This is a genomic window from Pseudaquabacterium rugosum, from assembly GCF_038066575.1.
Taxonomy (GTDB): Bacteria; Pseudomonadota; Gammaproteobacteria; order Burkholderiales; family Burkholderiaceae_C; genus Pseudaquabacterium; species Pseudaquabacterium rugosum.
In genome coordinates this window covers 49,808-70,765 of record NZ_JBBUTF010000010.1, presented here as the reverse complement: position 1 = coordinate 70,765, position 20,958 = coordinate 49,808, and the positions used below count along the sequence as shown (strand labels likewise).

The 20,958-nt window shown below is 71.3% G+C and carries 17 protein-coding genes and 1 pseudogene; 15 read left to right on the top strand and 3 right to left on the bottom strand.

Annotated elements, in window-relative coordinates; translation table 11 throughout:
* Positions 1-124 precede the first annotated feature (124 nt).
* The 4 genes and pseudogenes from AACH11_RS12665 (at position 125) to AACH11_RS12650 (ending at position 5,528) form a co-directional block, all read left to right on the top strand.
* Positions 125-1,245 (top strand): annotated as a pseudogene (locus AACH11_RS12665) (IS5 family transposase).
* 230 nt (positions 1,246-1,475) lie between these two features.
* Complete coding sequence (trkA, locus tag AACH11_RS12660; protein WP_341374597.1) at positions 1,476-2,882, top strand: Trk system potassium transporter TrkA; 1,407 nt, start codon at positions 1,476-1,478, stop codon at positions 2,880-2,882.
* A 60-nt stretch (positions 2,883-2,942) separates the two neighbouring features.
* The gene (locus AACH11_RS12655) at positions 2,943-4,394 is read left to right on the top strand and encodes a TrkH family potassium uptake protein (protein WP_341374596.1); all 1,452 of its coding nucleotides are present in this window, start codon (positions 2,943-2,945) and stop codon (positions 4,392-4,394) included.
* Between the two features lie 132 nt (positions 4,395-4,526).
* Positions 4,527-5,528, top strand: a complete 1,002-nt coding sequence (locus AACH11_RS12650) for a Tim44 domain-containing protein (RefSeq protein WP_341374595.1) — start codon at positions 4,527-4,529, stop codon at positions 5,526-5,528.
* 70 nt (positions 5,529-5,598) lie between these two features.
* Here AACH11_RS12650 and alr read toward each other — a convergent pair whose 3' ends face one another.
* Together alr and AACH11_RS12640 are read right to left on the bottom strand one after the other, a co-directional pair.
* A complete protein-coding gene (gene alr, locus AACH11_RS12645) occupies positions 5,599-6,669 on the bottom strand; it encodes an alanine racemase (protein ID WP_341374594.1) in 1,071 nt (356 codons plus the stop codon).
* A gap of 129 nt (positions 6,670-6,798) precedes the next feature.
* Entirely contained in the window at positions 6,799-7,413 is a 615-nt protein-coding gene (locus tag AACH11_RS12640; protein ID WP_341374593.1) for a short chain dehydrogenase, read from the bottom strand.
* A 516-nt stretch (positions 7,414-7,929) separates the two neighbouring features.
* Between AACH11_RS12640 and AACH11_RS12635 the strand changes: the two genes are divergently transcribed.
* From AACH11_RS12635 to AACH11_RS12585, 11 genes are all read left to right on the top strand, one after another.
* Positions 7,930-8,775, top strand: coding sequence for a substrate-binding periplasmic protein (locus tag AACH11_RS12635; RefSeq protein WP_341374592.1), 846 nt, complete (start codon positions 7,930-7,932; stop codon positions 8,773-8,775).
* A 92-nt stretch (positions 8,776-8,867) separates the two neighbouring features.
* Positions 8,868-9,686, top strand: coding sequence for an amino acid ABC transporter ATP-binding protein (locus AACH11_RS12630; RefSeq protein ID WP_341374591.1), 819 nt, complete (start codon positions 8,868-8,870; stop codon positions 9,684-9,686).
* Between the two features lie 34 nt (positions 9,687-9,720).
* Positions 9,721-10,392 carry an amino acid ABC transporter permease gene (locus AACH11_RS12625; RefSeq protein WP_341374590.1) on the top strand — a complete coding sequence of 224 codons (672 nt, stop codon included), beginning with the start codon at positions 9,721-9,723 and terminating at the stop codon, positions 10,390-10,392.
* Between the two features lie 10 nt (positions 10,393-10,402).
* Positions 10,403-11,065 (top strand): amino acid ABC transporter permease, encoded by a 663-nt coding sequence (locus AACH11_RS12620; protein WP_341374589.1) that lies wholly within the window; start codon positions 10,403-10,405, stop codon positions 11,063-11,065.
* A 49-nt stretch (positions 11,066-11,114) separates the two neighbouring features.
* Positions 11,115-11,993 (top strand): dihydrodipicolinate synthase family protein, encoded by an 879-nt coding sequence (locus AACH11_RS12615; RefSeq protein WP_341374588.1) that lies wholly within the window; start codon positions 11,115-11,117, stop codon positions 11,991-11,993.
* Positions 11,994-12,114: 121 nt separating this feature from the next.
* Positions 12,115-13,380 carry an NAD(P)/FAD-dependent oxidoreductase gene (locus AACH11_RS12610; RefSeq protein ID WP_341374587.1) on the top strand — a complete coding sequence of 422 codons (1,266 nt, stop codon included), beginning with the start codon at positions 12,115-12,117 and terminating at the stop codon, positions 13,378-13,380.
* Between the two features lie 54 nt (positions 13,381-13,434).
* Complete coding sequence (locus AACH11_RS12605; RefSeq protein ID WP_341374586.1) at positions 13,435-14,934, top strand: aldehyde dehydrogenase family protein; 1,500 nt, start codon at positions 13,435-13,437, stop codon at positions 14,932-14,934.
* On the top strand, positions 14,931-15,968 hold the full coding sequence (locus AACH11_RS12600) for a proline racemase family protein (RefSeq protein ID WP_341374585.1): 1,038 nt from the start codon (positions 14,931-14,933) through the stop codon (positions 15,966-15,968). Before AACH11_RS12605 ends, AACH11_RS12600 begins: the two co-directional genes overlap by 4 nt.
* Positions 15,961-16,776, top strand: a complete 816-nt coding sequence (locus AACH11_RS12595) for an SDR family NAD(P)-dependent oxidoreductase (protein WP_341374584.1) — start codon at positions 15,961-15,963, stop codon at positions 16,774-16,776. The genes AACH11_RS12600 and AACH11_RS12595 overlap by 8 nt, the downstream gene beginning before the upstream one ends.
* Positions 16,777-16,805: 29 nt before the next feature.
* Positions 16,806-17,606, top strand: coding sequence for an SDR family NAD(P)-dependent oxidoreductase (locus tag AACH11_RS12590; RefSeq protein WP_341374583.1), 801 nt, complete (start codon positions 16,806-16,808; stop codon positions 17,604-17,606).
* A 127-nt stretch (positions 17,607-17,733) separates the two neighbouring features.
* Entirely contained in the window at positions 17,734-18,528 is a 795-nt protein-coding gene (locus tag AACH11_RS12585) for a GntR family transcriptional regulator (protein WP_341374582.1), read from the top strand.
* A gap of 17 nt (positions 18,529-18,545) precedes the next feature.
* Here the strand turns inward: AACH11_RS12585 and AACH11_RS12580 are convergent, their stop codons facing one another.
* On the bottom strand, positions 18,546-20,954 hold the full coding sequence (locus AACH11_RS12580; RefSeq protein ID WP_341374581.1) for a fatty acid cis/trans isomerase: 2,409 nt from the start codon (positions 20,952-20,954) through the stop codon (positions 18,546-18,548).
* Positions 20,955-20,958 lie beyond the last annotated feature (4 nt).

The following is a 20,958-nucleotide window of genomic DNA, read 5'->3' as shown; positions in this document are numbered from 1 at the left end:
CCGGATGGTCCTCCTCCGATTCGATTCGTCGCGACGAATTCTTCCGCTTCAATGAGAGGAAGTCCCCGAAATGATCTCCGCCTGCATCGAGCCAGAGACAATGGGCTGATGCAGGAGGGCAAGCATGTCGGAGGGGAAGAAGAAGCGAGGTCGCCGAGCGCTGCTAGAGCAGACGCATGTGGCGGCGCTGCGCGCGATCACGGCTGAGCAGCCCCGGTCGTCGCTGGAGGAGGTGACCCGCGAACTGGGCCGGCGCACGGGGATGAACGTGTGCACGGTCACTGTCCGCAAGGCGCTTCGCCAGGCCGGCATCGAGCGACTGAAGCCGATTCGCAAGCCGACACAGCGGGCGCTGGTGCAAGGCGGCACGCCGCTGCGCGTGGGCTACACCGATGCCCACCGGCGCGAAGATGGTCCAAGCGGCATGAACACTGATCTCACTGATGCCGAATGGGCCCTGGTGTCTGATCTTTTTGAGCGCGATGGCTTGCGCGGTGCGCCTCCGCGCTACGACAGACGCACGGTGGTCAACGCCTGCGTCTACCTCGTGCGTACGGGCTGCGCTTGGCGGTTGCTGCCAAAGAGCTTCCCGCCGTGGAAGGCGGTGCACAAGAGCTTCAGCCGCTGGGCCCAAGCGGGCACGTTCGAGACCATGCACGATCGGCTGCGCCAGCAGTGGCGTGACCGTATCGGGCGTGCCCCCGAGCCAAGTGCAGCCATCATCGACGCACAAAGCACGCGCAGCACCGCCCAGGGCGGTGACACCGGGTTGGACGCGGGCAAGAAGGTCAAAGGGCGCAAGCGCCACCTGGTGGTCGACACGCTGGGTCTGTTGCTGGCCGTCACCGTCACGGCGGCAAGCGTTCAGGACCGCGATGGCGCCGCAGAGGTCGTCGCCAAAGCCTGTACCAAGGTGCCGGCGCTGAAGAAGTTGTACGCCGATGCCGTCTACGGCGGGCAATGCGCGCAAGCGATCGAGAGTGCCCATGGCATCAGCGTCGAGGTTGTGCGCCATCCCGGTAACCGCAGCACAGGAACCTGGCAGAACACCCAGAAGCCGCTGTGGCCCGAGGTCGTCGCCAGCGGCTTCGTCGTGCAGGCCAAGCGCTGGGTGGTCGAGCGCACCCACGCCTGGAACGAACGCGCACTACGTCTCGTGATGCATCACGACCGCTCCTCATGGGCGCCCGTCGCTTGGGTCTGCTGACCGAGGCGCGTATCCTGGCAACCAGACTGGCGCGATAACTCATTTCGGGGATATCCTCTCATAGTGTTCCCCGCGCGAGTGGGGATGAATCGCCCGCGCTGAGTCCTTGGCCTCGCCTCTTCACAGCCGTATCGCGATGACACTCATGGCCGCGAATCAGGTGGCCTGCTTGTTCCGGATGTCAGCCGGATGTTTGGCGTCCTTCGATGCTGGAACGGATTGAGCCGAATGGAGGTTCTGGCGCTCCTCATCCGTATCATCCCCCCCCGTGAACATCCTCATCCTCGGCGCCGGACGCGTCGGAGAGAGCGTGGCCGAGAGCCTGCTCTCCGAGAAGAACGACATCACCGTCATCGACACGGATCCGCAGCGCCTGCGTGCGCTGCAGGATCGCCTGGACCTGCGGGGCGTGCCGGGCAACGGCATCCAGCCCTCGGTGCTGGAGGCCGCGGGGGCGCGTGATGCGGACATGCTGATCGCCTGTGCGTCGGCCGACGAGACCAATCTCGTGGCCTGCAAGGTGGCGCACGACGTGTTCTCCATCCCCACCCGCATCGCGCGGCTGCGCTCGCCGGAGTTCGTCACCGGTGACCGGCTGTTGGCCCCCGAGGGTTTCGCGGTCGACGAAGTGATCTGTCCGGAGCAGCTGGTCACGCGCACCATCGGCCAGCTGATCGCCCATCCTGAGGCGCTGCAGGTGCTGGAGTTCGCCGGCGGGGTGGTCAGCCTGATCGCGGTGCGCGCGGTCAGCGGCGCGCCGATGGCCGGCCGGCGCATCGCCGAGCTGCCGCGGCTGGTGCCGCAGGTGCCGATGCGCTTCGTCGCCATCTACCGGCCGACCGAGCACGGCGCCGACCAGCGCGTGATGTGCGAGGGCGACACCCGGGTGGAGCCGGGCGACGAGGTGTTCGTGCTGGCGGCCACCGCCCACATCCGCCGCGTGCTCGATGCGCTGCACCGGCGTGATCAGCCGGTGCGCCGGGTGATGCTGGCCGGCGGCGGCCGGGTGGGTCTGCGCCTGGCGCGCGAGATCCAGGGTGAGGTCCGCGTGAAGCTGATCGAGGCCCGCGCCGACCGCTGCGAGTACCTGACGACCCAGGTCGGCGATGACGTGCTGGTGCTGCACGGCGACTCCACCGACGAGGACCTGCTGGAAAGCGAGCAGGTCGACGAATGCGATCTCTTCGTCGCGCTGACCAGCGATGACGAGGACAACATCATGTCCTGCCTGCTGGCCAAGCGCATGGGCGCGCGCCGGGTGCTGGCGCTGATCAACCGCCGTGCCTATGCCGAGCTGGTGCAGGGCACGCAGATCGACATCGCGCTGAGCCCGGCGCAGACCGTCATCGGCGAGCTGCTGGCCCATGTGCGCCGTGGCGATGTCGAGGCGGTGCACAGCCTGCGCCGCGGCGCGGCCGAGGCGCTGGAGGCGGTGGCCCGCGGCGACCGCAAGACCAGCAAGGTGGTGGGTCGGCGCATCGACGAGATCGCGCTGCCCAAGGGGGCGGTGATCGGCGCCATCGTGCGCGGCGCGGTCGATGCGCGCGAGGTCATCATCCCGCACCACGACACCCGCATCGAGGCCGACGACCACGTCATCGTCTTCGTGCCGCGCAAGCGCATGGTGCGTGAGGTGGAGAAGCTGTTCCAGGTCGGTGCGACCTTCCTTTTCTGATCGTTCGATCTTCTGAAATTCTGAATCTGCCGGTTCGACCGGGATCGGGGCGTGCTCCTCATGTTGTCGGGTCTTCTGCCGGTGCTGGGCGTGGTGCTGATGCTGTTCAGCGTCACGATGCTGGTGCCGCTGGGTTTTTCATGGGTGCTGCAGGACGGGGCGCTGGCCGCCCATGCGTCGGCCGCGGGTCTGACGCTGGGCGCGGGGCTGCTGATGTGGCTGGCCGGCCGGCGCCACCGGCGTGAGCTGCGCGCGCGCGACGGCTTTCTGCTGGTGGCGCTGGTGTGGATGCTGCTGCCGGCCGCGGGCACGCTGCCGCTGCTGCTGCAGCTGCCGGATCTGAGCTTCACCGATGCCTACTTCGAGGCCGTCTCCGGCCTGACCACCACCGGCTCGACGGTGCTGACCGGGCTGGAGCGGCTGCCGGTCTCGCTCAACGTCTGGCGCTGCCTGATGGTGCTGGTGGGCGGGCTGGGCATCATCGTGCTGGCGGTGGCGGTGCTGCCGCTGCTGGGCGTGGGCGGCAGCCAGCTCTACAAGGCCGAGAGCGCCGGCCCGATGAAGGACGAGAAGCTGACGCCGCGCATGGCCGAGACCGCGCGCGGGCTGTGGGGCGTCTACGCGGTGACGGCGGCGGTGTGCTGCGTGGCCTACCACCTGGCGGGCATGTCCTGGGTCGATGCCTTCCTGCACATGTGCAGCACGATGGGGCTGGGCGGCTTCTCGTCCTACGACGCGAGCTTCGGCGCCTTCGATTCACCGGCCATCGAGGCGGTGGCCATCCTCTTCATGACGATGGCCGGCATCAACTTCGCGCTGTACTTCGTGGCGGTGCGCAGGCGCTCGCTGGCGGTGGTCTGGCGCGATGTGGAGGCGCGGGTCTATCTGCTGGTGATGGCGGTGTCGGTGGCGGTCGTCACGCTGTTCCTGATGGCCCACCGGGTCTATCCGGACGGGCTGACGGCGTTGCGCCATGCGGCCTTCAACGTGGTGTCGATCGCCACCACCACCGGCTTCGCCTCGGTGGACTACGCGCAGTGGCCGATCTTCGCGCCGGCGCTGATGCTGGTGCTGTGCGCCTTCGCCACCTGCGCGGGGTCGACCGGTGGCGGCATCAAGCTGATCCGCTCGCTGCTGCTGCTCAAGCAGGCCCAGCGTGAACTGGTGCGCATCGTCCATCCGCGGGCGGTGGTGCCGGTGACGCTGGGCGGGCGCCTGGTGCCGGCGCAGGTGCTGGCCTCGGTCATCGCCTACATGCTGGCCTACGGGGCGGTGAACCTGGTGGCGTCCTTCGTGCTGATGGCCAGCGGGCTGGATCTGGTGACGTCCGTCACGGCAGTGATCGCCAGCGTCAACAACACCGGGCCGGGGCTGGGCCAGGTCGGGCCCGCGGGCAACTACCAGGGGCTGACGGATCTGCAGACCTGGGTGTGCACCGTCTGCATGCTGCTGGGCCGGCTGGAGATCCTCAGCCTGCTGGTGTTGTTGACGCCACAGTTCTGGCGCCGCTGAGGTGGCTTGAAGGGTCTTCCCGCAGGCGGACCGCGGATCACGGAACAAAATCGCCGCCCCGCGGATCAGTCCGCGCGAGGGTCGGCAGCCGCGGGCCCTCGGACCCCCAACCATCCCTGATCGGAGACTCTCGTGAAACATCTGCTCGTGGCCCTGTGCATGGCCGTCGGTGCGGCCGGCGCCAGCTTCGCGCCGTTCGATGCCGAGGCCAAGCGCCTGGGCGGCGGCAAGTCCGCCGGCATGCAGCGCCAGATGCCGGACAAGCCGGCCGGTGCCAACAACACGGCCACCCCGGCCCAGACGCCCGGCACCCAGCCGGGCATGGCCGCCGCCACCGCGGGGGCCGCTGCGCCGGCCGCGGCTGCGGCCGCCAATGCGGGCAAGCGTTCGTGGATGGGTCCGCTGGCCGGTCTGGCCGCCGGTATCGGCCTGGCCGCACTGGCCAGCCACCTGGGCTTCGGCGACGAGCTGGCCAACTTCATGATGATCGCCCTGCTGGCCATCGTCGCGATGGTGGCGGTGCGCTTCATCATGGCCCGCATGCGCGGGGGTGCCCAGCGCAACGGCGCGGGCCCGCAGCTGGCCGGTGCCGGCGCGGGTGCCGGTGGCTTCGGTGGCAGCGCGCCGCTGGGCGGCTTCGGCCAGCAGCAGCCGCAGGCCATGGCCCGCACCGCGCAGCAGCCGTCGGCCGTGCCGCCGGTGGCCGGTGCCGGCCTGTGGGGCGCGACGAACGCCGCGGCCGCGGCCCCGCGCCAGCTGCCCGGTGGCATGGACGAGGCGGAGTTCACCCGCATCGCCAAGCAGGTCTTCATCCGCATGCAGGCCGCCAATGACGCCGCCGATGTCGACGATCTGCGCCGCTTCACCACGCCCGAGCTGTTCGCCTCGCTGAAGGCCGACCTGCTGGAGCGCGGCAGCGCCAAGCAGCAGACCGACGTGGTGCAGCTCGACGCCGCCGTGGCCGATGTCTCGAAGGAGCCGGGCCGCGACATCGTCTCGGTGCGCTTCTCGGGCCTGATCCGCGAGGAGCAGGGCGGCACCGCCCAGCCCTTCGCCGAGCTGTGGCACCTGGTGCGCGACGGCGGCGACGCCGGCGACTGGGCGATCGCGGGCATCTCGCAGCTGCAGCATTGATGCGGCACCGGCAGGGCTGAGGCCCTGCTGATCCACCACGAGGGGGCCTGCGGGCCCCTTCGTCGTTTCTTCAACCCTGCCCGCCGCTCCAACGCACCGGCACCCGCTTGACGCCGCACAGCAGCTCGTAGGGGATGGTGCCGCAGGCACTCGCCAACGGGCGGATGTCGTGGTCGGGGCCCCAGAGCTCGACCGGGCTGCCGATGCCGGCCTCGGGCCGGTCGGTCAGGTCCACCATCAGCATGTCCATCGAGATGCGGCCGACCAGCGGCGCCAGCCCCTCGCCCACGCGCAGCGGCGTGCCCTGCGGGGCGTTGCGCGGCACGCCGTCGGCATAGCCGAGGGCCACCAGGCCGATGCGGCTGGCGCGCGGCGCCACGTGCAGTGCGCCATAACCCAGCGGCTGGCCGGCCGCCAGCTCGCGGATGGCGAAGACCTGGCTGCGCAGCGTCATCACGGGCTTGAGGCCCAGCTTGTCGCCGTCGGTCGGGGCGATGCCGTAGAGCATCAGGCCCGGGCGGGCCCAGTCGCGGTGGCTGCCCGGGTGGTGCAGGATGCCGGCGCTGTTGCACAGGCTGCGCGGCTCGGGCAGGCCGGCGAGCGCGGCGTCGAAGCGCTCGGTCTGCGCGGCGGTGGTCGGCTGCTGCGGCTCGTCGGCGCGGGCGAAGTGGCTCATCCAGGTCAGCTGGCCGACGCGGCCGCTGGCCTGCAGGCGCTGGCGCAGGCTGCGCGCCTGCTCGGGCGGCAGGCCCAGCCGGCCCATGCCGGAATCGAGCTTGAGCCAGACGTTCAGCGGCGCGCCGGCCTGCAGTTCGACCATGCGCAGCTGCTCCTCATGATGGACGACAGTCCACAGCGCGTGCTCGCGCACCTGGCGCAGGTCCTGTGGGTCGAAGGCGCCTTCGAGCACCAGGATGGGCTGCACGATGCCGGCCGCGCGCAGGGCCAGCGCCTCCTCCACCACCGCCACGGCGAAACCGTCGGCGATGTCGGCCAGGGCCTGGGCGCAGCGCGCCGCACCATGGCCGTAGGCATCGGCTTTCAGCACGGCCAGTGCCCGTCCGCCATGGCGCTGGCGCGCCAGCCGGTAGTTGTGACGCAGGGCGTCGAGGTCGATCAGGGCGGTGCTCGGACGGGGCATGGCGGGTACGGCGGGTCAGGGCGCCCGGGGGGCGGGGCGGCGGGCGGGGCGGATCAGGGGACACGGATCGGCTGGCGGATCGGAGGCCGGGCGGTCGGCCGTGCGCCGGACCGCCGGCGCGCGCGGGCCTCAGCGCTCGCGGCTCCAGCCCATGCGGTAGACGCGGCCGGTGTCCCCGCCCTCGACGCTGCGCACATAACCCTGGGCCACCTGGGCCGCGTCCATCGTCAGCGTGCCGGGGAAGAAGGCGGCGTAGGCCTCGCGGCTCTCGGTCAGCAGCGTGGGGCTGACGAGGTTGATGCGCAGGCCGCGCGGCAGCTCCAGCGCAGCGGCGCGCACGAAGCCTTCGAGCGCGCCGTTGACCATCGCGGCCGAGGCGCCCTGGCGGATCGGCTCGTCATTGAGCAGGCCGCTGGTCAGGGTGAAGGAGCCGCCGTCGCGCAGCCGGGCCAGGCCGCGCTGCACCAGCTGCACCTGGCCCATCAGTTTGTCCTGCAGGCCGATGGCCCATTGCGCGGCGTCGATCTGCGCCAGCGGGCCGAAGTGCACCTTGCCGGCGGTGACCACCACCGCGTCCAGTGGGCCGATGGCCTCGTACATGGCCTCGATGCGGTCGGCATCGCGCAGGTCGACCTGGAGGTCGGCGCCCTGGCGACCGGCGCGCAGCAGGGTGTGGCGGGGTTCCAGTGCCGCGCAGACGGCGCGGCCGAGGGTGCCGCTGGCACCGATGACGAGGATCTTCATGGTCGGTCGGGGTGGGCGCGCGGTGGCGCCGGAGGCGGGAAGGGGGCCGGTGGCCGCGCCGGGCGGGCGCCGGTCGGCGGTCTCGGGCAGGGCGGATTCTTGGCGGCCGGCGCCGGGAGGCGGCCGTGGATCAGGAATTTTCATGGTTCATAAGCCGACGTAGCGCTCAGATGCAGGACGCTCGCGTACGGCGCACGCGTAGTCCGTGAACCGCGGGCCCGGCCATCGGGGGAACTCCGGATCTGGCTTTGGCGTAATGTACGCATCATTGCATGCAGCGATGTTCGTCGGTTCGCATGCAAGTGCAGACCGATCCGACCTCGATGCCCCGTGCCAGGGCATCGGCGCCCCGATCTGGCGCAGGCAGACCGGTGATCCGGGGCTGTCGGCGCACGGTCCTGGCGCGGCGGCCTGCGGTGTCCCCAGGTGCCGAGGTCCTGGCACGCGCTTCGCTAATGTGTGCTTGTCTGCATACAACGATGTGTGCATTAATCTGAACCGAACTGGAGTCTGCTCATGGCCTTTGCGTTCTCTTCCGTGCGTCGCCTGTCCCTGCAAGCCGGCCTGCTGGCCGCGGGTCTGTCCGCCCTGGCGCCGGCCCTGGCCCAGTCCAATGACGCGGCCTGGGCCGACGTGCGCAAGGCCGGCGTGCTGCGCTGCGGCGCCGCGGTGGCCGCGCCCTACGTGATGCGCGATGCGCGCAGCGGCCAGTACAGCGGCTTCTTCAGCGATCTGTGCCGCGAGTTCGGCGAGAAGGAGCTGAAGGTCAAGGTCGAGTTCGTCGACACCAACTGGGACAACCTGGTGGCCGGCGTGCAGGCCGGCTCCTGGGACCTGGCCATGGCGCTCAACGAGACGCCCGAGCGCAAGAAGGCCGTCAACTTCACCGCCGCCGCGGTCGACTACCAGGTGTCCTTCCTGGTCAACACGGGCAACCCGAAGTTCAGCGCCACCGGCAACACCCTGGCCGACTTCGACAAGGCCGGCGTGCGCTTCGTCGTGATGTCGGGCACCTCGCAGGACAAGCTGCTGACGGCCTCGATCCGCCAGGGCCAGATCCAGCGCCTGCCGGGCATGGACGAGACCCGCCTGGCGCTGGTGTCCAAGCGCGCCGACGTGCTGGTCGATGCCAACGACACCAACCGCCTGTTCGCCGTCGCCAACCCGGGCAAGGTGCGCGAGGTGCTGCTGCAGCCGACGCTGGGCAAGCAGCCGGTGGCCTTCGGCCTGTCGCTCAACCGCAGCGAGGCCGACATCAGGTTCATCAACGACTACATCAACCGCCGCCGTGCCAACGGCGAGATCGAGGCGCTGGTGGACAAGGCCGCCAAGGCCGCCGTCGAAGCGACCAAGGCCCGCTGAACGCCGACGCGCCCTGTGCCCTGCCGCGTCACCGCGAGCGGCACGGCACAGGGCCTCCCGCTTCCTGATCCCGATCCCTGCAGGTCCATGCCATGAGTGTCTCCATCGCCCTCGACCGGCCCGCCACGGCGGCCGTGTCGCGCACCGCCCCCGCCCAGGAACTGGTGCGTCTGCACGCTGTCAGCAAGCGCTATTCGCCGCAGCTGACGGTGATGGACCAGATGAGCCTGACCATGCAGGACGACGAGCGCCTGGTCATCATCGGCCCGAGCGGCAGCGGCAAGAGCTCGCTGCTGCGCGTGCTGATGGGGCTGGAGGGCATCCAGGGCGGGCAGATCAGCTTCCAGGGCCGCGAGTACATCGACGGCCAGGCCGGTGGCGCGCGCAAGCTCGATCCGAAGCTGCAGCGCCAGATCGGCATGGTGTTCCAGCACTACACGCTGTTTCCGCACCTGAGCGTGCTGGGCAACCTGATCCTGGCGCCGACCAAGGTACACGGCTGGAGCCGTGAGAAGGCCACTGAACGTGCGCGTCAGCTGCTGGCTCGCCTGGGCCTGGAGAACAAGCTGCAGGCCTGGCCCTCGCAGCTGTCGGGTGGCCAGAAGCAGCGCGTGGCCATCGCCCGTGCGCTGATGCTGGAGCCCAAGCTGATGCTGTTCGACGAGGTGACCTCGGCGCTCGACCCCGAGATGGTGATCGAGGTGCAGAACGTGATGATGCAGCTGGCCGAGCAGAAGATGGCCATGATCATCGTCACCCACGACATGCACTTCGCGCGCCACATCGCCACCCGGGTGGTGTTCTGCGCCAACGGCCGCATCGTCGAGCAGGGCCCGCCCGAGCAGCTCTTCACCCGCCCGCGCGAGGCTCGCACGCGCGAGTTCCTCGAGAAGGTCGTCCAGTTCGACTGACCTGCCCGGACTGCCTGGACTGCCTGGAGCCGCCGTGTCCTATTCCTTCGAATTTTCCTTCCTGCATGACAAGGCCGGCCCGCTGGCCGAGGGCCTGGTCGTCACCGTGCAGCTGGCGCTGGCCGCCAACCTGATGGGCCTGACGCTGGGCTTCGGCCTGTGCCTGGCGGCGATGAGCCGCTGGACGCCGCTGCGCTGGCCGGCCCAGCTGTTCATCGAGTTCTTCCGCTGCACGCCCGCGCTGCTGCAGATCGTGTGGTTCTTCTATTGCGTGCCGATCCTGTTCGATGTCTACCTGGACCCGATCCCGATGGGCATCCTGGCCCTCGGCCTGAACCTGACGGCCTTCAACGCCGAGGCCTACCGCGCCGGTGTGCAGGCGGTGCCGCGCGAGCACCTGGACGCCTGCGTCGCGCTCGGCCTGAGCCCCTTGCAGCGCACGCTCCACGTCGTGCTGCCGCAGGCCCTGCGCAGCGCCACGCCGGTGCTGATGACCAATGGCATCGGCACGCTGCAGCAGAGCGCTCTGGTGGCCATCGTCGCCGTCAGTGACCTGATGTATGCCGGCAAGGCGATCGCCACCGAGGCCTACCGGCCGCTGGAGACCTACTCGCTGGTGGCGCTGATCTATTTCCTGCTGTCGCTGCCGATCGCCCGGATGGCGCACTGGGCCGAGCGGCGCCAGGACGCCGCGATGCAACGCTGAAGACCGCACCATGGACCTCGATTTCTCGATTGTCTGGGGCTACGCCCCGACGCTGCTGCAGGGCCTGGCGCTGACGCTGGGCGTGACCGCCGCCTGTGCGCTGGCCGGCAGCCTGCTGGGCTTCGCCCTCAGCCTGGCGCGCAGCAGCGGCGTGGCCGCGCTCAGCGCCCCCGTCACGCTGTACGTGGAGTTCTTCCGCGGCACGCCGCTGCTGATCCAGCTGTTCTGGGTCTACTTCTGCTTTCCCATCGTGCTGGGGCTGAAGATGCCCGCGGTGGTGGCGGTGATGGTGTCGCTGACGCTCTACATGGGGGCCATCACCTGCGAGACCTTCCGCGGTTCGCTGAAGTCGATCGGCGCCGAGCAGCACGACGCCTGCGTGGCCCTCGGTCTGCCCGTCTGGACCCGGGTGGTGTGGGTGATCTTCCCGCAGGCGTTGCTGCGGGCCATCCCGCCGCTGCTGTCCAACGTGGTCAGCCTGTTCAAGGAGAGCGCGCTGATCTCCTCCGTCGGCGTGGCCGACCTGATGTTCGTCGGCCAGAACCTGTCGAACAGCACGGCGCGCCCGATCGAGTTCCTGAGCGCCGTCGGCCTCATCTATTTCCTCGTGGCCTTCCCGGTCACCCGCCTGGTCGGATCGGTCGAGGCGCGCCTGCTGCGCCGCTTCGCCTGAGCCCGCACCGTTCCTGTCCCCGCCCCGTTCCCTCCCAGTGGAGATCCGCATGCAACTCAACGGCATCCTGCCCGCCCTCGTCACCCCGTTCAATGCCGCCGGCGAGGTCGACCACGACACCCTGGCCTCCGTCGTCCAGCACCAGCGCAAGGCCGGCGTGCACGGCTTCGTCGCCCTCGGCTCGACCGGCGAGTACTACGCGCTGGACAACGCCGAGCGCCGCCAGGTGCTGCGCACCGTGCGCGAGGCCGCCGGTGCCGGCGCCGCGCTGATCGCCAACGTCAACGGGGCCAGCACCCGCGAGGTGATCGGCCAGGTGCGCCAGAGCGTGGAAGAGGGCTACACCACCATCCTGATGGCCCCGCCGTACTACGCGCTGCCTTCGCAGGACGAGCTGCTGTCGCACTACCAGACCGTGCTGAAGACCTTCAGCGACATCGAGCTGGTGCTCTACAACTACCCGGTGCGCACCAATGTCGAGGTGGGCTCGGGCGTGATGGAGGCGCTGGCCGACCATCCGCGCGTCATCGGCATCAAGGAGAGCTCGGGCAACCTGCTGCGCGCCATCGAGATCGGCGAGCGCTACAAGGGCCGCCTGGCCCTGTCCTGCGGCTCCGACGACCAGGCGCTGGACTTCTTCCTGTGGGGCGCCAGCAGCTGGATCTGCGGCCCGGCCAACTGCTTCCCCGAGCTGATCGTCTCCTTCTACGAGAAGTTCAAGGCCGGTGATCTGGCCGGCGCGCAGCAGATCATGCGCACGCTGTTCCCGGTGATGGCCAGCATGGAGCAGGGCAAGTTCATCCAGAAGGTGAAGTACGGCTGCGAGCTGGCCGGCTTCAAGACCGGCGCCGCCCGCGAGCCGCTGCTGCCGCTGACCGACGAGGAAAAGCGCGACTTCCGCGCCGTCTTCGAGGCCATCGCCGGCTGATCGGCGCTCGTCCGCGCCACCTTGCGCCCGCGGGTGCAGGGTGGCCGCCGCGGGCACCTCCGTTGTCCTGTTTACTGTCCGCACAGTCCGTGCGTCATGCACCGTCCGTCAACCGCCCGCCATGTCCACCGTCGTCCAGCCCCTGTCCTCGCAGTCCATCGTCGTCGTCGGGGGCGGCATCGTCGGCGTGTGCTGCGCGCTGCAGCTGCAGCGTGAGGGCGCGCGCGTCACGCTGGTCGATCCGGCGGCGCCGGGCGATTCCACCGCCAAGTGGAGCTGCGGCCAGCTGGCCGTCAGCGAGGTGGTACCGCTGTCCAAGCCCGGCATCCTGCGCAAGGTGCCCGGCTGGCTGATGGACCAGAAGGGCCCGCTGGCGCTGCGCCCGAGCGCGCTGCCCGGCATCCTGCCCTGGTTCCTGCGCTTCGTGGCCTGCGCGCGGCCGGCACGCATCCGCCAGATCGCCGGCGAGCTGGCCTCGCTGACGCACCGCGTCTATGACGACTACGCGCCGCTGCTGGCCGCCTGCGCGCCGCGCACGCTGGTCGGTGAGCGGCCCATCCTCTCGGTCTTCGACGACGCCGCCGGCCTGGAGCACGAGCGCGCCCACTTCGCGCTGCGCGAGACGCTGGGCTTCCATGTCGAGGTGCTGAGCCCGCAGGCGCTGGCCGATCTGGAGCCGGCGCTGGCCGCGCGCTTCCGCCACGGCCTGCTGTTCCCGGACTGGCGCGCGGTGCTCGACACCGAGGGCTTCATCGTCGCGCTGACCGAGTCCTTCCTGCAGCAGGGCGGTGTGCGGCTGAGCGGCCGCGCCGCCGTCATCGAGCAGGCCGAGGGCCGCGCCAGCGCCGTGCGCCTGGACGACGGCCGCCGCCTGGCCGCCGACCAGCTGGTGGTGGCCGCCGGGGTCGGCGCCAAGCGTCTGCTGGCGCCGCTGGGCGTCTCGCTGCCGCTGGCCGGCATCGCCGGCTACCAGGTGGTGCTGCCCGATCCGGGCGTCGAGATCCGCCATTCGGTGATCTATGCCGATGGCGGCTTCTGCTTCGCGCCGATGACGCGCGGCCTGCAGATCGGCGGCACCATCGAGTTCGCGGCCGAGGGCGCCGAACCCAACTTCCAGCGTGCGGACGTGATCCTGGAGAAGGCCCGCGCCGTGCTGCCCCAGTTGCGCACCGAGGGCCTGCACTACGGCATCGGCCGCCGCCCCTTCCTGCCCGACACCAAGCCGGTGATCGACCGCGCCCCGGCGCTGCCCAACGTGCTGCTGGCCGTCGGCCACGGCCAGCTGGGCCTGACGCTGGGCGCGACCACCGGCCGCCTGATCGCCGATCTGGCCGCGCGGCGCACGCCCGCGGTCGATCTGGCACCTTTTTCCTGCACCCGATTCTGACGTCCATCCTGGGTGGCTGCCGGCGTGCAGCCGTGGCCTGAAGCGAGAACACCGATGCTCCACACCGATTCCCTCTACATCGACGGCGCCTGGGTGGCGCCGGCCCTCGGCGGCACGCTGCCCTGCGTCGATCCGGCCACCGAGGCCGTCTTCGCCCAGGTGGCCGCGGCCACCGCGGCCGATGTCGACGCGGCTGCCCGCGCCGCCCGCCGCGCCTTCGACGAAGGCCCCTGGCCGCGGCTGGCCGGCGCCGCGCGCGCGGCCGTGCTGCGGTCCATCGCCGACGGCATCCGCGGCCGCCAGGCCGAGCTGGCCGCCCTCGAGGTGCGCGACAACGGCAAGCCGCTGCCCGAGGCGATGTGGGACATCGGCGACGCCGCCGGCTGCTTCGACTACTACGCCGGTCTGGCCGAGGCCTTCGACGCGCAGCAGGAGCAGCCGATCGCACTGCCCGACGGCCGCTTCACCAGCCTGGCCCGGCGCGAGCCGGTCGGCGTGGTCGGCGCCATCGTGCCCTGGAACTATCCGCTGCTGATGGCGGCCTGGAAGGTGGCGCCGGCGCTGGCGGCCGGCTGCACCGTGGTGCTCAAGCCCTCGGAGCTGACGCCGCTGACCGCGCTGCAGCTGGCGGCCATCGCCGCCGAGGCGGGCCTTCCGGCCGGCGTGCTCAACGTGCTGCCGGGCCTGGGCAGCGAGGCCGGCCAGGCCCTGGTCGACCATCCGCTGGTCGACAAGCTGGCCTTCACCGGCTCGGGCCCGGTGGGCAGCCGCATCATGGCCGGCGCCGCGCGCGACCTCAAGCGCGTCAGCCTGGAGCTGGGTGGCAAGTCGCCGTTCATCGTCTTCGACGACGCCGATCTGGACCAGGCCGTCGAATGGATCCTGTTCGGCATCTTCTGGAACCAGGGCCAGGTCTGCTCGGCCACCTCGCGCGTGCTGGTGCAGCAGGGCCTGTACGGACGCCTGCTCGACCGCCTGGTGGCGGCCGCCCGGCGCATCCCGATCGGCCAGGGCATGGCGCCGGGCGTGCTCCTCGGTCCGCTGGTCAGCCAGGCGCAGCACCAGAAGGTGCTGGCGGCCATCGAGGCGGCGCGCCAGGCCGGTGCCACCGTGGCCTGCGGCGGCCAGCGGCCGGCCGCGCATCCGCTGGGCTGGTTCATCGAGCCTACCGTGCTGACCGAGGTGCCGCTGGACAGCGCGGCCTGGCGCGAGGAGATCTTCGGCCCCGTCGTCTGCGTGCGTCCCTTCGCCGACGAGGCCGAGGCGCTGCGCCTGGCCAATGATTCGCGCTTCGGCCTGGCCGCCGCGGTGATGACGCGCGACGAGGCGCGTGGCGAGCGCGTGGCGCGCGGTCTGCGTGCCGGCGTGGTGTGGATCAACTGCTCGCAGCCGACCTTCACCGAGGCGCCCTGGGGCGGCTACAAGCACAGCGGCATCGGCCGCGAGCTCGGCCCCTGGGGCTTCGACAACTACCTGGAGACCAAGCAGGTCACGCGTTACACCTCGGACCAGCCCTGGGGCTGGTACCTGCCGACCGTCGGGGGTGGCGCATGAGCGCACCGCGCACGCTCGATCTGCTGATGGTGCACTGCCAGGGCGAGGGCGGCCACCTGCTGCTGGACGGCGCGCCGGAGATCCCCGGCGCGACGATGCTCGACAAGATGAACCACCTCAACCAGGTCGATGACCGGCTGCGGCGCTTCGTCACCCGCGAGCCGCGCGCCCATCTGGCGATGTCGGTCAACCTGATCCTGCCGCCGACGCGGCCGGATGCCGACGCCGGCTTCATCGTGCTGCAGAGCGACCGCGCGCACGCGATGTCGGGCAGCAACTGCATCTGCGTGGTCACCGGCCTGCTGGAATCCGGCCGCCTGCCGATGCACGAGCCCGAGACCGTGGTGCGTCTGGACACGCCGGCCGGCCTGGTGGTGGCCACCGCCCGCTGCGAGGGTGGCCGCTGTCTGTCGGTCAGCCTGGACAACGTGCCCTGCTATGTCGAGGCGCTGGACCTGCCGGTGCATACCTCGCGCTGGGGCGAGATCCACGTCGACATCGCCTTCGGCGGCGTGTTCTACGCGCTGGTCGACGTGGCGCCGCTGGGCCTGTCCATCGGCCCGGCCCAGACCCGCACGCTGGCCGAGGCCGGTCTGCAGCTGCGCGAGGAGATCGCCGCCCAGGTGACGGTGCGCCATCCCGAGCTGCCGGGCGTCGAGGGCCTGGCCTACGTGATGTTCCGCCACCAGCACGGCGACGCCGACGTGCAGACCTGCACCGTGCTGCCACCCGGCCGCGTCGACCGCTCGCCGTGCGGCACCGGCAGCTCGGCCAATCTGGCCACGCTGCACGCCCGCGGGCGCATCGGCGTGGGCGGGCAGTGCGTGTCGCGCTCGACCATCGGCGGACGCTTCACGCTGACGCTGCTGGGCGAGACGAGCGTGGCCGGCCGGCCGGCGGTGCGTCCGCGCATCACCGGCCAGGCGCGCGTGCACGGCCGCCAGCAGCTGGTGTGGGCCGACGACGATCCCTTCGTCGACGGCTTCATGTTGTCCGATACCTGGGGCCCGGGGGTCCACGATGGCCATGCCTGATTCCGCTTCTTCCTCTTCCACCTCTTCCTCCTCCCTGCAGCCACCGGCCGGCGCCGAGCTGGCCGGCCGGCGCGTGCTGGTCACCGGCGCCAGCGGCGGCATCGGCGCCGCGGTGGTCGAGCGCCTGGCCCGCGAGGGGGCCTGGGTGGCCATCCACCACGGGCGTGACGTCGACGGTGCGCGCGCGCTGCTGGAGCGCATCGGCGGTGCCGGTGCGCTGGTGCAGGCCGATCTGTCGCGGCCGGGTGCGGCGGGCGCCTTGTGGCAGGCCGCGCTGGCGGCGGCCGGTGGCCGCCTGCATGCGCTGGTCAACAACGCCGGCGTGCGCGGCACGGTGACGGTCGACGACACGCCCGAGGCCTGGCAGGCCGCCTGGCAGCGCGATTTCCAGATCAACTTCTTCGCCGCCGCCGACCTCTCGCGCGAGGCCATCGTGCACTTCCGGGCGCACGGCGGCGGCCGTCTGGTGCACATGGCCAGCCGCGCCGCCCAGCGTGGCTATGCCGCCGATGCGCTGCCCTACGGCTGCAGCAAGGCCGCGCTGATCAACCTCAGCAAGTCGATCGCGCGCAGCTTCGGCGGCCAGGGCATCGAATCGGTGGCCATCGCGCCGGGCTGGGTCGAGACCGACATGGTGCGCGACTACATCGCCACCCACGGCGCGGCCGCCGTGCTGCAGGACATCCCCATCGGCGCCACCGCCGCGCCGGCCGAGGTGGCCGAGCTGGTGGCCTTCGTGCTGCGGCCCGGCCAGCGCTCGCTCAACGGCGCCACGCTGGACGTCAACGGCGGCAGCCACATCCGCTGAAGCGGCCCGTTTTCTCAGGAGATCCCTCGATGAACACCACGTCCATCCTGCCCCCGCTGTCCCCGCATCCGATCGCGCCGCGCCACAGCGGCCGCGTGGCCATCGTCACCGGCGCGGCCGGCGGCATCGGCTCGGCCATCGCCCGCCGCCTGGCGGCCGAGGGCGCGCACGTCATCGTCACCGACCGCGAGCTGCCCGGCTGCGAGGCGGTGGTCGAGGCCATCCGCGCCGAGGGCGGCCAGGCCGAGGCCCTGGCCGCCGACATCGGCCGCAAGGACGGCTGCGTCTCGCTGGTCGAGCGCGTGCTGGCGCGCCACGGCCGCGTGCACCTGCTGGTCAACAACGCCGGCATCAACCGCCGCGGCGCGCTGCTGGCCCTCAGCGACGAGGACTGGTCACTGAGCTTCGCCATCAACCTCGACGCGATGTTCCACCTGTGCCGCGCGGTGCTGCCCTCGATGATCGAGGCCGGTGGCGGGGCCATCGTCAACACCGCCTCGCAGTGGGGGCTGTACCCGGCGCCGGGCCACATCGCCTACAACGTGACCAAGGCCGCGGTGGCCTCCTTCACGCAGAACCTGGCGCGCGATTACGCGCCGCAGCGCGTGCGCGTCAACGCCGTGTGCCCGGGCGAGATCTACACGCCGATGGTCGAGGCCGGCCTGCAGCGCTCGGGCCGCAGCAAGGCCGATCTGGACCGGCTGGTGCCCTTCGGCCGCGTCGGCCAGCCCGAGGAGGTGGCTGCGCTGGTGGCCTTCCTCGCGTCGGACGAGGCCGCCTACATCTGCGGTTCGCTGGTCGAGATCACCGGCGCCCAGGCCGTGGCCTGAAGTCCCGGCTCCGTCCGCTCACGACAGGCCCTCGGCTATCATGAAATTCGCCACCCGCACCCCGGCGTTTCCGGCCTCCACGACCGGCCGCCGGGGCCGCGCCAGCCCCGATTCCGCAGAGACCGACGTGAGCAAGAAATCCCGCAGCGCGGCCCCGGCCGCGGCCGATGAAGACGCCCTGGCCGCCACCGGCGAGAGCAGCGAGGCCGGCACCGAGGCCGACACCGCCACGCCCGCGCCGGGCCGCCGCCACGGCGGGCGCTACATCTACGACGAGCTGCGCCAGCGCATCCTGACGCTCAAGCTCAAGCCGGGCGAGCCGTTGGACGAGGTCTCGCTGGCCGAGCAGTTCGGCCTCTCGCGCTCGCCGGTGCGCGACGCGCTGGCGCGGCTGGTCAGCGAGGGCCTGGTCACCTCGCTGCCCAACCGCACGACGCTGGTCACGCCGTTCGAGGTGGCCGAGTTTCCGAGTTATGTCGCCGCGCTCGACCTGATCCAGCGCGCCGTCACCCGGCTGGCCGCGCAGAACCGGGTCGAGGCCGACCTGATCCGCATCCGCAAGACCAACGAGCGCTACCTGGCCGCCATCACCGCGGGCGACTTCCAGGCGATGACCGAGCTGAACAAGGAGTTCCACCTCGTCATCGCCCAGGCCGCGCGCAACCCTTACTTCCTCGCCTACTACGAGCGTCTGCTGGGCGAGGGCCAGCGCCTGCTGCACCTGCACTTCGACTTCCTGGTGCGCGGCTCGCCGGCCTCACGGCTCGGGCGCGACCATGACGAGATCATCGAGGCCATCGAGCAGCGCGATGCCGACCGCGCCGAGCAGGCCGCGCATGAGCACACGATGCTGTTCCAGCGCCGCTTCCTGGAGTTCCTGCAGCAGAACATGACGGCGCAGATCGCGATCGCGCCGCGCTGAACCGGGCCGGGCCGCGTTCAGCGGTTCTCCAGCCGGTTGAAGTCCAGCAGGCCGGCCTCGCCGGGTGACCAGCGGCGGTAGGCCGCGTGCATCGCGTCGCTGGTGGCCCAGAAGTCGGGCGCGGTGCGGCGCACCGCCCAGCGGTCGGCCAGCGCGCGCCAGTCGGCCTCGCCGGCCAGGCCGGTGGCGGCACGGGCCAGCGCCGGCAGCTCGTCCGGTCGCACGCGCAGGATGGCGTTCGGGTAGGCGCCGATGAAGCCGGGCACCACCGTCAGTGCATGGCGTTCGGGCACCAGCATGCGCTCCTCGCGCAACAGGGTGCTGACGTTGCGGTGGGCGACATCGCGCAGCACGCTGTAGTAGGCCGCCTGCGCCGGGTCCTGGCCCGGCCGCTCGATGCGCAGCACGGTGGCCTCGGGCCACCAGCGCAGGCTGGCGCCGCGCACGGCCGCCAGCTGGGCGATGCCGGCGCGCACCACCGCATCGGGCTCGTGGGCGGCGTCCAGGTCGTGGCGGTGGGTCAGCACCGGCCGCAGGCGCTGGCGCAGCAGCGCGTACAACTGCTCCTGCTGCGCGCGCGGGCTGGCGTCGGCGCGCAAGGCGATGCCGGTCTCGGCATCGAAGCGGTAGACGCCGCCGATCACCCGCCGCTTGACCTCGTCGCTGGCGCCGTCGTACCAGGCGTCGCGCAGCGGGAGGCGCGCGGCCTGCGGCAGCAGCGACAGGAAGCTGGCCTCGCCCTCCATGCGCAGGAAGTCCATCGCCAGCCGGGTCTGCAGCTGGTGCGCGGTGTTGCCCCAGACGTCGAAGCCGGCGGCCAGCAGGTAGTAGATGCGTTCGAGCAGCGGATAACCGATGACCCAGGCTGTCTGGGGTGGCTCGCCGATCAGGCCGCGCTCGACGGTGGCGCTGTCGACGTGGCGGAAGATGGTCAGCGCGGCATTCGCGTTGTGGCCGTCGCCGTCCCAGACGAAGTCCAGCCCGATGCGCCGCGCGGCACCGTAGCGCTCGGCCATCGCGCGGCTCTTGTTGCGCAGCAGCGCGTCCTCGGCGCGGGCGATGTCGCGCCAGGCCAGCAGGCTGGCGTTCGGGCCCTCGGCCGCCGGCATGCGCAGCACCTCGGCGGCGCGCTGCAGCGACTGCTCGCCGTCGTCGTCGGCGGCCACCGCCGGGTCGACGAAGAAGACCCAGAAGCGGTCGCGGATCACGTTCAGCGCGATCTGTCCGCGGCACACCGGGCCCTTGATGAAGTTCATCACGAAGTAGCCGGCGTCATCGAGCAGGAAGCGGTAGCGTGATTCCAGCGGGATCTGGTCGAAGGCCAGGAAGGGGTTGGACGCCACCGCCGGCGCATGGCCGGGGTCGCGCGTGACCCGGTAGTCGGCGTCCAGGAACCAGCGCCGCCAACGCGCCATGCGGGCGTCCGACAGCACATAGGGCATGTGCGTCTTGGCCAGCAGCACCTCTTCGTCGGCCTGCAGCCGGTACCAGACGCGGCCCGGGCCGGGATCGTCGAACGGCCGCCGGGTGGCGATGACCTCGACCGGGCGGCCCGGCGGCGTGCGCGAGCGCACGATGCGGAAGAACTGCCGCTGCGGATCGTCATCGAAGGCCAGGTGGCCGAGGAACAGGTGCTCGTAGAGGTAGCGCGCGGCCAGCCGCTGCTTGAGGCTGTCACCGTTGAGCAGGGCCTCCCAACGCTGCACCTGATGCTGCTGCAGCCGGCTCGGCGGCGGCGCGGGCTCGGCCGGTGCGCCGGCGGCCAGCCAGCGGCCGATGGCCTCGCGCGCCGAGGGCTCGATCGCCGGCAGGCCGTAGGGCATGCCGGCCAGCGGCTGGGCCTTGGCGTAGCGGTCATGGCCGGCGAGATCGGGGCACTGGTTGTCGCGGTCCAGGCCGAAGGCGAAGTCCCGCGTCGACAGCACCGCCTGGCCGGCGGGCAGCGGGTGGGCGTCCTTGAGCTGCAGCACGCGCCACAGCAGGCTGGCCTCCAGCGGGTGGACCGGGCCCGGCGTGCGTTCGTCGAGCACCGGCGCGAAGCCGCGGGCGCGCCAGTCCGAGGCCTTCTGCGCATCGATGCCCAGGCGGGTGGTCGGCGCGTCCTCCAGCCGCAGGTCGCCGTAGACGCTGGCCTGTGTCAGGCCGCGGGCCAGGCCGTCCCAGCTGCCGAGCTTGAGCTGGCAGGGCGCGTCGTAGCAGCCGTGGCAGACCACGCAGCGCTGGGCCAGGATGGGCTGGATCTCGGCCCGCCAGGACGGCACCCCGGGCGGCGGCGCCGGGCGCTGGTCGTAACGGTCGGGTTGCGGGTGGCCGTAGCGGTCGCGCAGGGTGTCGGCGGTCAGCGCGGCGCAACCGCTGAACAGCGAGGCCAGCACGGCCAGGTGCAGCCAGTGGCGGGGGCGGATGCGATGGGGCGGGTGCGTCACCCGT

Excerpts from the sequence above, each read along its gene's own strand:
- AACH11_RS12610 (WP_341374587.1), top strand. The coding sequence starts at position 12,115 with ATGTCCACCGTCGTCCAGCCCCTGTCCTCGCAGTCCATCGTCGTCGTC.
- AACH11_RS12635 (WP_341374592.1), top strand. The coding sequence starts at position 7,930 with ATGGCCTTTGCGTTCTCTTCCGTGCGTCGCCTGTCCCTGCAAGCCGGC.
- AACH11_RS12620 (WP_341374589.1), top strand. The coding sequence starts at position 10,403 with ATGGACCTCGATTTCTCGATTGTCTGGGGCTACGCCCCGACGCTGCTG.
- alr (WP_341374594.1), bottom strand. The coding sequence starts at position 6,669 with ATGCCCCGTCCGAGCACCGCCCTGATCGACCTCGACGCCCTGCGTCAC.
- AACH11_RS12615 (WP_341374588.1), top strand. The coding sequence starts at position 11,115 with ATGCAACTCAACGGCATCCTGCCCGCCCTCGTCACCCCGTTCAATGCC.
- AACH11_RS12630 (WP_341374591.1), top strand. The coding sequence starts at position 8,868 with ATGAGTGTCTCCATCGCCCTCGACCGGCCCGCCACGGCGGCCGTGTCG.
- AACH11_RS12655 (WP_341374596.1), top strand. The coding sequence starts at position 2,943 with ATGTTGTCGGGTCTTCTGCCGGTGCTGGGCGTGGTGCTGATGCTGTTC.
- AACH11_RS12595 (WP_341374584.1), top strand. The coding sequence starts at position 15,961 with ATGCCTGATTCCGCTTCTTCCTCTTCCACCTCTTCCTCCTCCCTGCAG.
- AACH11_RS12600 (WP_341374585.1), top strand. The coding sequence starts at position 14,931 with ATGAGCGCACCGCGCACGCTCGATCTGCTGATGGTGCACTGCCAGGGC.
- AACH11_RS12590 (WP_341374583.1), top strand. The coding sequence starts at position 16,806 with ATGAACACCACGTCCATCCTGCCCCCGCTGTCCCCGCATCCGATCGCG.
- AACH11_RS12640 (WP_341374593.1), bottom strand. The coding sequence starts at position 7,413 with ATGAAGATCCTCGTCATCGGTGCCAGCGGCACCCTCGGCCGCGCCGTC.
- AACH11_RS12605 (WP_341374586.1), top strand. The coding sequence starts at position 13,435 with ATGCTCCACACCGATTCCCTCTACATCGACGGCGCCTGGGTGGCGCCG.